Annotated in this window: 11 protein-coding genes and 1 riboswitch; of the genes, 8 read left to right on the top strand and 3 right to left on the bottom strand. The window is 71.1% G+C overall.

Translation table 11 applies throughout. From position 1 onward, the window contains the following. Positions 1-2 precede the first annotated feature (2 nt). On the bottom strand, positions 3-1,358 hold the full coding sequence (locus tag KF708C_RS27150; protein ID WP_059414155.1) for an MmgE/PrpD family protein: 1,356 nt from the start codon (positions 1,356-1,358) through the stop codon (positions 3-5). Between the two features lie 346 nt (positions 1,359-1,704). Here KF708C_RS27150 and KF708C_RS27145 point away from each other — a divergent pair, with 346 nt between their 5' ends. After that, entirely contained in the window at positions 1,705-2,616 is a 912-nt protein-coding gene (locus KF708C_RS27145; RefSeq protein ID WP_020203602.1) for a LysR family transcriptional regulator, read from the top strand. A 177-nt stretch (positions 2,617-2,793) separates the two neighbouring features. Beyond that, positions 2,794-3,786: a Bug family tripartite tricarboxylate transporter substrate binding protein gene (locus KF708C_RS27140; protein ID WP_043366834.1), complete on the top strand. Its 993-nt coding sequence runs from the start codon at positions 2,794-2,796 to the stop codon at positions 3,784-3,786. A 51-nt stretch (positions 3,787-3,837) separates the two neighbouring features. Here the strand turns inward: KF708C_RS27140 and KF708C_RS27135 are convergent, their stop codons facing one another. Further along, positions 3,838-4,749, bottom strand: a complete 912-nt coding sequence (locus KF708C_RS27135) for a LysR family transcriptional regulator (protein ID WP_059414153.1) — start codon at positions 4,747-4,749, stop codon at positions 3,838-3,840. A 96-nt stretch (positions 4,750-4,845) separates the two neighbouring features. On the opposite strand from KF708C_RS27135, the gene KF708C_RS27130 reads away from it, so the two are divergent. From KF708C_RS27130 to KF708C_RS27105, 6 genes are all read left to right on the top strand, one after another. Further along, the gene (locus KF708C_RS27130; RefSeq protein WP_059414150.1) at positions 4,846-8,313 is read left to right on the top strand and encodes a molybdopterin-dependent oxidoreductase; all 3,468 of its coding nucleotides are present in this window, start codon (positions 4,846-4,848) and stop codon (positions 8,311-8,313) included. Positions 8,314-8,378: 65 nt separating this feature from the next. Then, a complete protein-coding gene (locus KF708C_RS27125) occupies positions 8,379-9,362 on the top strand; it encodes an ornithine cyclodeaminase family protein (RefSeq protein ID WP_059414147.1) in 984 nt (327 codons plus the stop codon). A 10-nt stretch (positions 9,363-9,372) separates the two neighbouring features. After that, positions 9,373-10,818: a short-chain fatty acid transporter gene (locus KF708C_RS27120; RefSeq protein ID WP_020203607.1), complete on the top strand. Its 1,446-nt coding sequence runs from the start codon at positions 9,373-9,375 to the stop codon at positions 10,816-10,818. Between the two features lie 120 nt (positions 10,819-10,938). After that, complete coding sequence (locus tag KF708C_RS27115) at positions 10,939-11,349, top strand: FKBP-type peptidyl-prolyl cis-trans isomerase (RefSeq protein WP_059414145.1); 411 nt, start codon at positions 10,939-10,941, stop codon at positions 11,347-11,349. Between the two features lie 102 nt (positions 11,350-11,451). After that, positions 11,452-12,036 carry a DUF1294 domain-containing protein gene (locus KF708C_RS27110; protein WP_059414143.1) on the top strand — a complete coding sequence of 195 codons (585 nt, stop codon included), beginning with the start codon at positions 11,452-11,454 and terminating at the stop codon, positions 12,034-12,036. Between the two features lie 150 nt (positions 12,037-12,186). Continuing rightward, positions 12,187-12,311, top strand: a riboswitch (glycine riboswitch). Positions 12,312-12,359: 48 nt separating this feature from the next. Beyond that, entirely contained in the window at positions 12,360-13,679 is a 1,320-nt protein-coding gene (locus KF708C_RS27105) for a D-amino acid dehydrogenase (protein WP_059414141.1), read from the top strand. A 92-nt stretch (positions 13,680-13,771) separates the two neighbouring features. Here KF708C_RS27105 and KF708C_RS27100 read toward each other — a convergent pair whose 3' ends face one another. Beyond that, positions 13,772-14,212: a glyoxalase/bleomycin resistance/dioxygenase family protein gene (locus tag KF708C_RS27100; protein ID WP_059414250.1), complete on the bottom strand. Its 441-nt coding sequence runs from the start codon at positions 14,210-14,212 to the stop codon at positions 13,772-13,774. Between the last annotated feature and the right edge of the window lie 22 nt (positions 14,213-14,234).

Raw genomic sequence — 14,234 nt, 5'->3', positions numbered from 1 at the left:
TTTCAGGCCCTTCCCAGTTCCGCCAGCCGCAGCGCGCGCACGCTGCCGGCATCGAGCTGCCACAGCGCGGCCAGCAGCGCGCGCGCGGCGTCGCCGCCGATCACGGGCGCGGCCAGCTCGGTGAACTTGTCCGCCAGCGTGGCGTCGTCGAGCGGGGCTTCGGGGTCGCCCTTGCGGTACGGCGCGAAATGCGCGTGGCGCGTGCCGTCCTTGAGCAGGATTTCCACGCGCGCCGCGCGCTGGCGCGGAAACGCCGCGGTCAGCCCGGGATCGGCCCGCAGCACGACCGCGCGCATCAACTGGCGGATGCCCGCGTCGGCCAGGCGCGCGTCGGAGAACGCATCGAGCCGCACCGCGCCGTGCAGGATGCCGTGCGCGACCACGTAGGGCAGGCTGAAGCGCGCCTCGAACGCGGTGCGCGGCGTGGCGTTGCCGGTCACGTCGAGCGCGGTCTGGTAAGTGTCGACCGTGACCGACTCGATCGCCTCGGCGGCAATGCCGTGCTCGCGCACCAGCGCGATGGCCGCGTCGATGGCCGCGAACGTATGGCCGCAGCAGCCGTGGTTCTTCTGCGTGATGCGCAGCATGTTGTAGTCCGTGCCCAGCCCCTGCGTGACGGCCGTCCAGTCGGGACTGCCGCACAGCGCCGCGCCGAAGCCGGCCGCGCCTTCGAGGATGTCGTGCACGCCGTTGACGCCGGCGGCCGCGGCCTGCGCGGCCTGCACGCCCACCTGGGCGGCGTGGCCGGCGTGCAGCGCCTTGGTCATGGCGTCGGAGCGGAAGGCCTGCTGCAGGCCCGAGGCGAAAGTGGCGGCGGTGGCCAGCGCGTCGGCCGCCACGGTGACGTCGCCGGGCGACACCAGCAGCGCGCCGGCCGCGGCGCTGCCGAAGCAGCCCACCGTGCCGGTGGTGTGGAAATAGCGGTAGTGCGCGGGCTGGATCGCCGCGCCGATGCGCGTGGAGACCTCGTAGCCCGCCACCACCGCGCGCAGGAAGTCCTCGCCCGAGGCGTCGCGCGACTCGGCCAGCGCCAGCGCCGCGGCGATGGTCGGGCAGCCGGGATGGTAGACGGCATCGCGGAAGATGTCGTCGAACTCGGCCGCGTGGGACGCGCTGCCGTTGATCCACGCCGCCGTGGCCGGGAATGCCGTGGTGCCGTGCGCCACCACCGAGGCCGCGCCCACGCCCAGCTCCGCGCGGTGCGCCTGCACGAGGTTCGTGCCGGGCGACATGCGCGTGCCCGGGAACAGCGCGGCAAACCAGTCGATCACGGCACGCTTGCCGTAGTGCACCACCTCGGGCGGCAACGCGCGCCGGCCCTGCGCGCCGACATACTCGGCCAGTTCTTCGATCACCATGCTGCGTCGCTCCTTGTCTCTTGTCGTTCTTCCGCCTTGCGCGGCGTGTCTGTCCAGGTGCCCAATGTTAGGGAGCGCGCGGCGCCAAGACTTGAAATTTGGTGAAAGCTCGTGAGCAGGCACGTGAAGCGACGCGTGCGCGGGCCCGCCAGGCCGCCGGCGGAGGGCCTGCGGCGGCGTTGCCGTCACGCCCGGGAAAATCCGGTTTGACGGCGGCGGCGCGCATGCATAGCATTGCTGCGCAACGGATGCGGCGCCCGCCCGCGTCCCCTGTTCGCCCTGTTCGCCCTGTTCGTTTTCTTGCCGTCTTTCCTCACCGTCTTTCCTCACACATTCCCTAACCCGCATGGACATCGCCTCCCTGGAAATCCTCATCGCCGCCGTCGAGGAAAAAAGCCTGTCCCGCGCGGCCGAGCGCGAGAACCTCGTCACCTCGGCCGCCAGCAAGCGCGTCTCCGAGATGGAGCGCCAGGCGGGCACCGCGCTGCTGGTGCGGCATGGCCGCGGCGTGGAGCCCACGCCGGCCGGCGCCATGCTCTACCAGCGCGCCAAGGCCATCGTGCGCAGCATCCGGCTGGCCGAGGAAGCGCTGACCGTGTACTCCACCGACGGCACCGCCAAGATCCGGCTGGCGGCCAACCCGTCCACCATCCTGCAGTTCCTGCCCACCGACATCAGCGGCTTCCAGCAAAGCGCGCCCGACAGCCGCATCGACCTGATCGAGTCGTTCAGCTTCGACATCCCGCGCATGGTCTCCAACGGCGACGCCGACATCGGCATCTACCACGCCGAGGCGCCCAGCCCCGGCGTGTTCTCGCTGCCCTACCGCTCGGACCGCGTCGGCCTGGTGGTGCCGCGCGGCCACCCGCTGGAGGCGCGCGGCTCGCTGCGGCTCGAAGACGCGCTGGACTACGATTTCCTCGGCTATTTCCCGCGCCACACGTTCGATGCGTTCCTGCAGCTGGTGAGCAGCACCATCTCGCGCCCGCTTACGGTGAAGACGCAGGTCTCGAACTTCGAGGCGCGCTGCCGCATGGTGCGCGAGGGGCTGGGCATCGCCGTGGTGCCGGAGGGCATCGCCAGGAACTACCTGGGCATGATGGGACTGAGCCTGCTGACGCTGACCGACGCCTGGGCCGCGCGCAATTTCTACGTGTGCGTGCGCGACCGCCAGTCGCTGCCGGCCGGCACGGCGCGCCTGCTGGACTACCTGGGCCAGTGCGCCAGCATGGAGCGGCACTACCAGCGCGCGCGCTGAGAAGTCGTTTCAAAAGGATCCTGGCGTCGTTGCGCGGCCGTACAACCAGCCATCATGCGCAAAGAAAGCAGCGTTTCTCTTTGATCAACGCTGGGCCGCGCCAGGCCCCTACGATGTCTCCAACGGCCCGCGCCAATGCAGCGCGGGCCGAAACCACCTCGAACCGTGGAGCGAGACATGAATCCGACAAAGCGGCTGCACGCCGCCGCATTGCTATTGCTGGCCGGCGCCGCCAGCGCTCTCACCAGCACCGCTGCCATCGCCGGCACCGACAGCTATCCCAACAAACCCATCCGCATGATCGTGTCGTTCTCGGCCGGCGGCACCACCGACATCCTGGCGCGCGAAGTGGCCAACCAGCTCGGGCAGACCCTCAAGCAGACCGTGGTGGTGGAAAACCGGCCCGGCGCGGGCGGCAACATCGGCACCGAATTCGTGGCCAAGAGCGCGCCGGACGGCTACACGCTGCTGGCCACCTCGGTCGGCCCGATCGCCATCAACCCCACGCTCTATCCCAACCTGAAGGTCAATCCGCAGACCACGCTGGCCGCCGTCGCGCCGATCGCCGACGTGCCGAACGTGCTGGTGGTGCACCCGGGCGTGCCCGCCGCCGACGTGAGCCAACTGGTGGCCTACGCCAAGGCCCATCCCGGCAAGATGAACTTCGCGTCCACCGGCGTGGGCACCGCGGCCCACCTGTCCGGCGCGCTGTTCAACGAGCGCACCGGCGCCAACGCCGTGCACGTGCCGTACAAGGGCGCCGATGCGCTCAACGACCTGCTGGCCGGGCGCGTGCAGTTCATGTTCGCCACCATCCCGTCGGTGATGAGCCATATCCGCGCGGGCCAGTTGCGCCCGCTGGCCGTGACCAGCGCGAAGCGCGCCGAAGCCCTGCCCGACACCCCGACGATGGCCGAAGCCGGCGTGAAGAACCTCGTGACCGGCGCATGGTTCGGCCTGTTCGCGCCCAAGGGCACGCCGCCGGAGATCGTGGCCAGGCTCAACAAGGCGGTGGCCGAGGCGGTCAACCGCCCCGACATCCGCAAGAAGTTCGTGATGCAGGGCGCCGAGCCGATGACCTACACGCCCGAATCGTTCGGCAAGTTCGTCGTGGCCGAGTACCAGGCCTGGCAGCCGATCGTCAAGGCCAGCGGCGCGCGCATCGACTGAAGCGGCCCGGACGGCCCGGATGCCGCGCCGGCATGGCCCCGCTCGCGCCGGCTAGAACCTGGCCTTCTCGCGCACCGCGCCGCGCAGGAAGTCGGCCATCGCCACCACGTTGCCGGGCGTGGCCGGCTGGCGCTTCCACACCAGGCCCACGTCCATCGACGGCACCTTGTCGGCCAGCCCGCGCCGCGTGATGCGCTGGCCCTCCAGCGACCACGGCCGGTAGACCAGGTCGGACAGGATGGCCACGCCGCGCCCGGCCGCCACCAGGCTGCGCACCGCCTCGATCGAGCAGCTCTGGTAGCGCACCGCGGGCGCCAGTCCGTACTGGCCCCAGTATTTGCCGACCGTGGAGATGTGCTCGTCCATGTCCAGCAGGATGTAGTCGTGCCGCGCCACGTCGGCCAGCCCGACGCGCTCGGCCGTCATCAGCGGGTGCTCCGGGTGCCCCCACAACTGCCGCGGCGAGCGCAGCAGTGTCTCGCAGGTGACGTGGCCCAGGCCCGGCAGGTTCGACACCAGCAGCAGCGCCATGTCGATCCGGCCCTCCAGGATGCCGCTTTCCAGGTCGTGCCGCTCGCGCTCCAGCACTTCGAGCCGCAGCATCGGAAACTTCCGCTCGATTAACGGCAGCAGGCCGGGCAGCACGTAGGCCGTGATGGTCTCGGTCACGCCCAGGCGCACCGTGCCGCTGATCTCCACCGGAGACACGCCAACGGCCTCCACCGCGTCCAGCACCGAATCCTCGATACGCTGCGCATGCCGCAGAAAACGCGCGCCAGCGTCGGTCAGGCGGATGCCGCTGGCGTGCCGCGTGAACAGCTGCGCCCCGAGCGCCTCCTCCAGCCCCTTGAGCGACGCCGTCATCGACGACTGCGAGACATGGCAGCGAAGCGCCGCGCGCGACACCTGCCCGCACTCGGCCACCGCGAGGAAATGCTGTACCTGCTTCAAAGTGGGGAGCATCGATTTTTCCGATATTGCTTCTTCAAAATTAAGAATTAGAAATACCCGGCCATGCTAGCTAGCATCCGCCCTGGAGACAAGACGCATGGGCCGGCAATGAACGACGAACCGCACGACGTACCGGGAAGCACCCCGGGCAAGATGGAAAAACACGGCTACTGCACGCTGTGCCGCTCGCGCTGCGGCACGGTCAACGTGGTGGAGAACGACACGCTGCTGTCGGTGCGGCCCGACCCGGCCCACCCGACCGGCAAGGCCATGTGCCTGAAAGGCAAGTCCGCGCCCGAGCTGGTGCACAGCGCCGAGCGCATCCTCCACCCGATGCGGCGCACCAACCCCAAGACCGATCCGGACCCCGGCTGGCAGCGCATCTCGTGGGACGAGGCACTGGCCGAGATCGCCGCCCGCATGCTGCAGGCCCGGCGCGAGAGCGGCGCCGAATCGGTGGCGTTCGCCGTCACCACGCCGAGCGGCACGCCGCTGAGCGACAGCATCGACTGGATCGAGCGTTTCATCCGGCTCTTCGGCAGCCCCAACACCTGCTACGCCACCGAAATCTGCAACTGGCACAAGGACTACGCCCACGCCTTCACCTTCGGCTGCGGCATGCCGACCGCGGACTACCGCCAGGCCGGGCTCATCGTGCTGTGGGGGCACAACCCGGCCAATACCTGGCTGTCGCAGGCCGACGCCATCGGCGCGGGCAGGAAGGCCGGCGCCAGGCTGCTGGTGGTCGATCCGCGCGAGACCGCGCTGGCCGCGCAGGCCGACCAGTGGCTGCGCGTGTGCCCCGGCACCGACGCCACGCTGGCGCTGGCCATCGCCAACCTGCTGATCGAGGCCAACGCCTTCGACCTGGACTTCGTGCGCCAGTGGACCAACGGGCCGCTGCTGGTACGCAGCGACAACGGGCGCTTCCTGCGCGGGCGCGACGTCGGCCTGGCCGACGGCGACGCCTACCTGGCGTGGAACGCGCGCGCCGCGCGGGCGCAGCCCTGGTCCGGGCTGCGGCCCACCGATTTCCCCCACGTCGCGCTACGCGGCACGTTCAGCGTGGGCGACACCGGCGCCCCCGGCCTGCCCGCGATCGCGTGCCGGCCCGCCTTCGACCTGTATGCCGAGGAATGCGCGCGCTACCCCGCGGCGCTGGCCGCCGAGCTGACCTGGGTACCCGAGGGCGACATCCGCCAGGCCGCCGGCCTGTTCGCCAGCGCCGGGCCGGTGGCCTATCACGCCTGGTCCGGCGTGGGCCAGCACGACAACGCGACCCAGACCGACCGCGCCATCGCCTGCCTGTACGCGCTGACCGGCAGCTTCGACCGCGCCGGCGGCAACCGCGTCTACCAGAAGCCGCCCTACAACCCGGTCAGCGGCTTCGGCCTGCTGCCGCCGGAGCAGAAAGCCAAGGCACTCGGCTACGGCGAGCGGCCGCTGGGCCCGCCCGCGCAGGGCTGGATCACCGCGCGCGACCTCTACCGCGCCATCCTCCATGCGCAGCCGTACCGCGTGCGCGCGCTGGTGGCATTCGGCACCAACCCACTGCTGTCGCAGGCCGACGTGGAGGACGGCGCGCGCGCGCTGCGCAGCCTGGACTTCTACGCGCACTGCGACCTGTTCGAGACGCCCAGCGCGCGCTACGCCGACATCCTGCTGCCGGTCAACACGCCGTGGGAGCGCGAGGGCCTGCGCATCGGCTTCGAGATCAGCGCGGAAGCCGAGCAACTGGTGCAGTTGCGCCAGCGCATGGTCTCGCCGCGCGGCGAATCGCGCTCGGACAACGACATCGTGTTCGACCTCGCGCTCAGGCTGGGCATGTCGGACGCGTTCTTCGGCGGCAGCCTGGAAGCCGGCTGGAACCACATGCTGGCGCCCAGCGGCCTGACGGTGAGCCAGCTGCGCCAGCACCCCGAAGGCATCCGCGTGCCGGTGGCCGACGTGGAAAGGAAATACGCGGCCAAGCCGCGCGGGCGCGCGTTCGACACGCAGACCGGCGTGGTGGAGCTGTACTCCGAGCTGCTGCTGCGCCACGGCTACCCGGCGCTGCCACGCCCGTCGTCGCCCACGGAGCATTCGCCCGCGGCGAGCAGCGCGCCCGGCGCAGCCCTGGAGCCGTTCCCGTTCATGCTGACCTCGGCCAAGAGCGGCTACTACTGCCACAGCCAGCATCGCGGCCTGCCGTCGCTCAGGCGCAAGGCGCCACGCCCGGAGGCGGAGATCTCCACCGCGCTGGCCGCCGCGCGCGGCATCGCCAGCGGCGACGCCATCCGCGTGAGCACGTCCGCCGGCAGCGCCACCTTCACCGCCCGGGTCAGGGAAGGGCTGCATCCGCGCGTGGTGGTCGGCGAGTTCGGCTGGTGGCAGCGCTGCGACGCGCTGGCCCAGGCGCCGCTGCCGGTGGCCGGGCCGGGCAACAGCAACTACAACGGGCTGATCGGCACCGACAGCATCGACCCGCTGAGCGGCTCCGTGCCGCTGCGCGCGTTCCGCTGCAACGTCGAGCGCGAGCCGGGACTGGACGTGGCGCGGCGCGCGTGGGAGGGCTATCGCGCGTTCCGCGTGGCCGGCCTGCGCAAGGAGGCGCACGAGGTCACGTCGGTCTTCCTGGAGCCCGCCGACGGCGGCGGCCTGCCCGATTTCCTGCCCGGCCAGCACGTGACGATCCAGCTCGCCGCGCAGCCCGGCGGCGAGGACGCGGTGCGCTCGTATTCGCTCACCGGCCCGGCCACGGTGCCGGGGCGGCGCGGCTATTCGATCTCGGTGCGCCGCGCCGGCGGCGCCGTGCCCGGGCTGGTGTCCTCCCACATCAACCAGCGCCTCGCGGTGGGCGACGCGGTCGCGCTGCGGGCGCCGTCCGGCACCTTCGTGATGCCGGTGCGCACGCGGCGCCCGCTGGTGCTGCTGGCCGGCGGCATCGGCATCACGCCGTTCCTCTCGCTGCTCGAATCGCTGGAAGGCGTCGACGACCCGCCCCGGATCCTGCTGCTGTACGCCAACCGCAACGGGCAGGCCCACGCGTTCCGGGCGCGCCTGCGCGCGCTGCGCCGGCAGATCCGCGGCCTGGAAATCATCGATTTCTACGACTGCCCGGACCCCCACGACCGGCCCGGCACCGACTACGACGTGGCCGGGCGCGTCGGCGCCGGCCACGTGCCCGCGCCGTGGCTGGCCGCGCGCCCGCTGGTCTACATGTGCGGGCCGGCGCCGATGATGACCGCGTTTGCCGACGGGCTGGCGGCGCTCGGCGTGCACCGCTCGGACATCTTCCGCGAGGTCTTCCGCGCGCCCGGGCGCGCGCCGGCCGGCCCCGCGCAGCAGTTCCGCGTGGTGTTCGCCAGGTCCGGCATGGCCGGCACCTGGCATTCGGCGCACGGGCCGCTGCTGGGCTTCGCCGAACGGCTGGGCGTGGCGCTGCCCAGCGGCTGCCGCGTCGGGCAGTGCGAGAGCTGCGCGGTGCCGGTCGCCTCCGGCCAGGTGCGCCACCTGCACGGCGAAGATCCCGAGGACCCCGGCATGTGCCTTGCGTGCCAGGCCATCCCCGCCAGCGACCTCGTGCTCGACGCCTGAGCGCGGCGCGCCATGCCAGCCACCGCCAGCGACCGTTTCCTCCCTTCTCACTTCATCACGCGACCATGCTGACACTGGACTCCGACACCACCCGCGCGCTGCTGCCGTTCGACGCGCTCATCCCCGCCCTGCGCGAGGCCTTCATCCGCGGCTGCGAGGTCCCGCAGCGGCACAGCCACGCCATCGGCGCGCCCGGCCAGGGTACGAGCACGGGCACGGTGCTGCTGATGCCCGCCTGGCAGACCGGCGCCTATCTCGGCGTGAAGACCGTCACCATCTATCCCGGCAACACGCAGGCCGGGCTGCCCGGCCTGTACTCGACCTACCTGCTGCACGACGCGCGCACCGGCCGGCCACTGGCGATGATCGACGGCAACGAGATCACCTCGCGCCGCACCGCCGCCGCGTCGGCGCTGGCCGCCTCGTACCTGAGCCGGCCCGGGGCGTCGTCCATGCTGGTGATCGGCGCGGGGCGGGTGGCGAGCCTGCTGCCCCACGCCTACCGCGCGGTGCGGCCGGTGGCGCGCGTCGCGGTATGGGACATCGACGCCGGGCAGGCCGCCGCGCTGGCCGCCCGGCTGTGCGCCGACGGCTTCGACGCGCGCGTGGCGGCATCCGTGGAGGCGGGCTGCGATGGCGCCGACATCGTGACCTCGGCCACACTGGCCACCGTGCCGCTGGTGCGGCGCGCCTTCCTCGGCGCCGGCACGCACCTGGACCTGATCGGCGGCTTCACGCCCGAGATGCGCGAGGCCGACGACGCCTGCTTCGGCGGCACCTCGGTGTTCGTCGACACCGGCGAAGCCATCCTCAAGGCGGGCGACCTGCTCCACCCCATCGGGCAGGGCGTGCTGCGCGCCGCCGACATCCGCGCCACGCTCGCCGAGCTGTGCCGGCAAGCCCATGCGGGACGCGCGGACGAGCGCGAAATCACCGTGTTCAAGGCAGTCGGCACCGCGCTGGAAGACCTGGCCGCGGCCGTCATGGCCTACGAAGGATTCGAAGACCCGCGCGGCACCGCGCCGCGCGCCATATCCCTGGCAAAGTAAGGAGAGAGCAATGACGAGCACACCCCTGTCGCTGGAAAGCGAAGATCCCCCGAGCCGCGGCGGGCTGGAACGCCTGGCCGTCAAGGTCACCGACTGGTCCGAGCGCTGGTTCCCCGATTCCTACATCTTCGCCGCGATCGCGGTGGTGGTGGTCGCGCTCGGCGCGCTCGGCATCGGCGCCTCCACGCAGAGCGTGGCGCAGGCCTTCGGCGACGGCTTCTGGAGCCTGATCCCGTTCACCATGCAGATGGCGGTGGTGGCCATCTCCGGCTACGTGGTGGCGGCGTCGCCGCCGGCGTCGCTGCTGATCGCGCGGCTCGCCGCGCTGCCCAGGACGGCGCGCGGCGCGGTCGCCTTCGTGGCGCTGGTGAGCCTGCTGACCTCGCTGCTGAACTGGGCGATCAGCCTGATCTTCAGCGGCCTGCTGGTGCGCGCCATCGCCCGCCGCAGCGGGCTGCGCGTGGATTACCGGGCCGCCAGCGCGGCCGCCTACCTGGGCATGGGCGCCACCTGGGCGCTCGGCCTGAGCTCGTCGGCGGCGCAGTTGCAGGCGAACCCGGCCAGCCTGCCCAAGTCGCTGCTCGACATCACCGGCGTGATCCCGTTCGCCGAGACCATCTTCCTGTGGCAGTCGATGGCGATGACCGCCGTGCTGATCGCCGCCTCGCTGCTGGTGGCCTATTTCTCCGCGCCCGCCGGCGACCGCGCGCGCACCGCGCAGGACATGGGCGTGGACCTCGACGATGCTGCCGACGTGACCGCGCGCCCCACGCGCCCCGGCGAATGGCTCGAATACAGCCCGCTGCTGACCGTGGTCATCGTCGCGCTCGGCGCCGGCTGGCTGGTGCACGAATTCACCAGCAAGGATCCCATCCTGGCGATCTCCAACCTCAACACCTACAATTTCCTGTTCCTGATGCTGGGGATGCTGCTGAACTGGCGGCCCAGGCGCTTCCTGCGCGCGGTCGCGCGCTCCGTGCCGTCCACGGCCGGCGTGCTGATCCAGTTCCCGCTGTACGGCGGCATCGCGTTCATGCTGACCAAGGCCACCGGCGTGGACGGCGCGAGCCTGTCGCACCACCTGGCCTCGGCCTTCGTCTCGGTGGCCACCCGCGAATCGTTCTCCGCGGTGATGGGCGTCTATTCGGCGGTGCTGGGCTTCTTCGTGCCCTCCGGCGGCGGCAAGTGGGTCATCGAGGCGCCCTACGTGATGCAGGCCGCCAACCAGCTGCAGGTCCACCTCGGCTGGGCCGTGCAGGTGTACAACGCCGCGGAGGCGCTGCCCAACCTCATCAACCCGTTCTGGATGCTGCCGCTGCTGGGCGTGCTCGGCATCCGCGCCAAGGACGTGGTGGGCTTCACCTTCACCCAGCTGCTGGTCCACGCGCCGCTGGTGCTGTTCATGCTGTGGGCCTTCGCGACCACGCTGCCCTATCGTCCGCCCGTGATGCCCTGACGGATCGATGGCGCGGGGACCCGCGCGGGAAGAAAACGCCGGGGCGGCCCGCGTCCCGGTTTAAGATGCGGCTTTCCGGCCACGGCCGGAACCCGATTTTTCCACCCAGCCAAGCCAACGATGAAGAAGATCACCCTGTTCCTCGCCGCCCTCGCCACCGCCGGCTCCGTCCACGCCGCCGGGCCCGCGGGCCCGGCCGAGACGCTGCCCTCGGGCATGACCATCCAGCACCTCGTCAAGGGCACCGGCCCGTCGCCCAAGGCGTCCGACACGGTCAAGGTCCACTATCGCGGCACGCTCACCGACGGCACCGAGTTCGACAGCTCGTACAAGCGCGGCCAGCCGATCTCGTTCCCGCTCAACCGCGTGATCCCGTGCTGGACCGAGGGCGTGCAGAAGATGCAGGTCGGCGGCAAGGCCAAGCTGGTCTGCCCGGGCCCGACCGCCTACGGCTCGCGCGGCGTGCCCGACACGATCCCGCCCAACGCGACGCTGAACTTCGAGGTCGAGCTGCTGGGCATCGGCGGCTGACCAAGGCACCGGCGCATGGCCTGCTCCGGCGGGCCCGTGCGCGGCGCTGCCGGCCCGCCGCATCCGCTACACTTCTCTGTCGACAAGAATGCAGGCACGGGGATGAGAAAAGGCGGACGGATCAAGGCATGGCATGCCGACAAGGGCTATGGGTTCATCGAGATCCACGCCCAGTCGAAAGACGTTTTTTTCCATATCAGCGCGCTGCAGGGCCGCGCCGTCGCGCCCAAGGTCGGCGACCGCGTGTCGTTCGAATTGTCGGCGGGCAAGGACGGCCGCCCGCAGGCGAGCCAGGTCTCGATCGCGGGCGCGCCCGGGCAGGCCGGGCCGGACGGACGGGCTAACCTGCTGCCGGCGCTGGTGGCGGCGTTCGCGCTGCTGGCGATCTTCGCGGCTTCGCTCGCCGGCCGTCTGCCGCGCGGCGTGGCGCTGGCCAGCCTCGGGCTGAGCGTGGCGGCCTTCGCGCGCTATGCCGTCGACAAGCGGCGCGCCGTGCGCAGCGAACAGCGCATTCCGGAGAACGAGCTGCACCTGCTCGCGCTGTGCGGCGGCTGGCCGGGCGCGCTGGCGGCCCAGCACCTGCTGCGGCACAAGAACCGCAAGGCGTCGTTCCAGGCCACCTTCTGGGCCACGGTCCTGCTGAACGTCGGGGCGATGGTGTTCTGGGCGACGGTGCTCGACGCGTAAGCCGCAACACCCGCGCGGGCGGCGCTTGCCGGCGCCGATCGAGCCGTGTTACCGTGCGCCTTCCAGGAGAACGAGGCGCCTTCACCACGCAAGGGAAGGCCCCTCTACCGAAGGCGTACCCCTGAAACGCTCAGGTGCAAAAGACTGGAAACCGAACGAACTGGAGAGCGCCGGGCCGCACCGACAAGGTGAGCGGCACGCGGCCGCCGAAGGGGCAAGCCGCCACCCATGCCGGGTGCGGCGAATCTCTCAGGTAAAAGGACAGTGGGGACAGACAGGCCGGATGGCCTGGCTGTCCCTTTTTGCTATCCGGAGCCTGAGAAATGAAAGTCATCGTGATGGGAGCCGGCGTGATCGGCGTCGCCTCGGCGTGGTACCTGGCGCGCGCCGGGCATGAGGTGGTGGTGCTGGAGCGCAATGCGGGCGCGGCCCGCGAAACCAGCTTCGGCAACGGCGGGCAGATCTCCGTCAGCCATGCCGAGCCGTGGGCCAACCCGGGCGCGCCGCTGAAGATGCTGCGCTGGCTGGGGCGCGAGGACGCGCCGCTGCTGTTCCGCCTGCGCGCCGATCCGGCGCAGTGGTCGTGGGGCCTGAAGTTCCTGCGCGAGTGCTCGGCGCGGCGCTCCACCCACAACATGGTCCAGTTGCTCAACCTGGGCACCTACAGCCGCGCCAGCCTGCAGGCGCTGCGCGCCGAAACCGGCATCGAGTACGACCACCTGACGCGCGGCATCCTGCACTTCTACACCAGCCAGAAAGAGTTCGACGCGGCCATCGAGCCGGCGCGCATCATGCGCGAGCTGGGCTGCGAGCGCCGCGTGATCGGCCCGGACGAGGTGGTGCGGCTGGAGCCGGCGCTGGCGCACATCGCGCCGCGCCTGGCCGGCGCCACCTACACCAGCGAGGACGAATCGGGCGACGTGCACCGCTTCACCACCGCGCTGGCGGCGCGCTGCGAGGCGCTCGGCGTGCGCTTTCGCTACGGCGTGCGGGTGCAGCGCCTGCATGCCGAGGGCGGCGCCATGCGCGGCGTGGAGATCGCCGACGAGACCGGCGCCTACCGCATCGAGAGCGCCGACGCCTACGTGCTGGCGCTGGGCAGCTTCAGCCCGATGCTGGCGCGCCCGCTCGGCGTGAAGCTCGACATCTACCCGGCCAAGGGCTACTCGGCCACGCTGCCGGTGCTCGATGCCACGCGCGCGCCCAGCGTGAGCCTGACCGACGACGAGTACAAGCTGGTGTTCTCGCGCTTCGGCGACCGCCTGCGCATCGCCGGCACGGCGGAGCTCAACGGCTATGCGATGGATCTCAACCCGGTGCGCTGCGAGGCCATCGTGCGGCGCACGCTGGAGGTGTTCCCGGGCATGAGCCGGCCCGAGCTGGCGCAGTTCTGGACCGGCCTGCGCCCGGCCACGCCGGGCAACGTGCCGTACATCGGCGCCTCCGCCGTGCGCGGGCTGTACCTCAACACCGGGCATGGCACGCTGGGCTGGACGCACGGCTGCGGCTCGGGCCGCGCCATCGCGGACATCGTGAGCGGGCGCGTGCCGGAGGTGGACTTCGCCTTCACCGGCGAACTGCCGGCGGGCGCGCCACGGCCCGCCGCGCTGGCGCCGGCCGCGGCGCGGCCCGCGGCGCACTGACGCCACCGGCCAGCCGGCGCCATCGCTGCCGCGCGCCGGGCGCGCGGCAGCAGGCCGGACTTATCCGTTCACCGCGAGCCTCACCGGGGCGGTCAGGAAGTTCGCAGCCACGGCGTTTCACTCACCGCAACCAGCAGTCCTTCCGGGCTCAGGAAGCGCGTCACCTTCTGGCCCCAGGGTTCTTCCCGGTTGGAGATCAGCAAATGGTAGCCCTTGGCCATTAATCCTTCGGTGGCAACGGCGATATTCTCGACGTCAAACTCCAGCCAGGCCTGCGGCGTCGGCAAATCGGCAGGCCAGGTCTCGCAGCCGAAACAGGACCGGGCCGCTTGCGCCAACGGCCACAGCGCGAAATGCTTGATTCCCTCCAAGGCGCCCGCCTCGGACAGCAAGTAGTCCTTGTTGTCGCCATAAGGCTTGAGGGGCAAGCCAAGCGTATCCACGTAAAGGGCGCGACTGCTCTCCGAATCCTTGGTGATCGGACCGAAACCGGCAACGAACAGCACGCCAAGTCCAGCGAATTCCTGCTCCATGACCAAGTCAGCCCCCATTCTC

Source organism: Cupriavidus basilensis, assembly GCF_000876015.1.
Classification (GTDB): domain Bacteria; phylum Pseudomonadota; class Gammaproteobacteria; order Burkholderiales; family Burkholderiaceae; genus Cupriavidus; species Cupriavidus basilensis_B.
The sequence above is the reverse complement of the archived record's forward strand: the minus strand, read 5'-3'. Positions and strand labels throughout refer to the sequence as shown.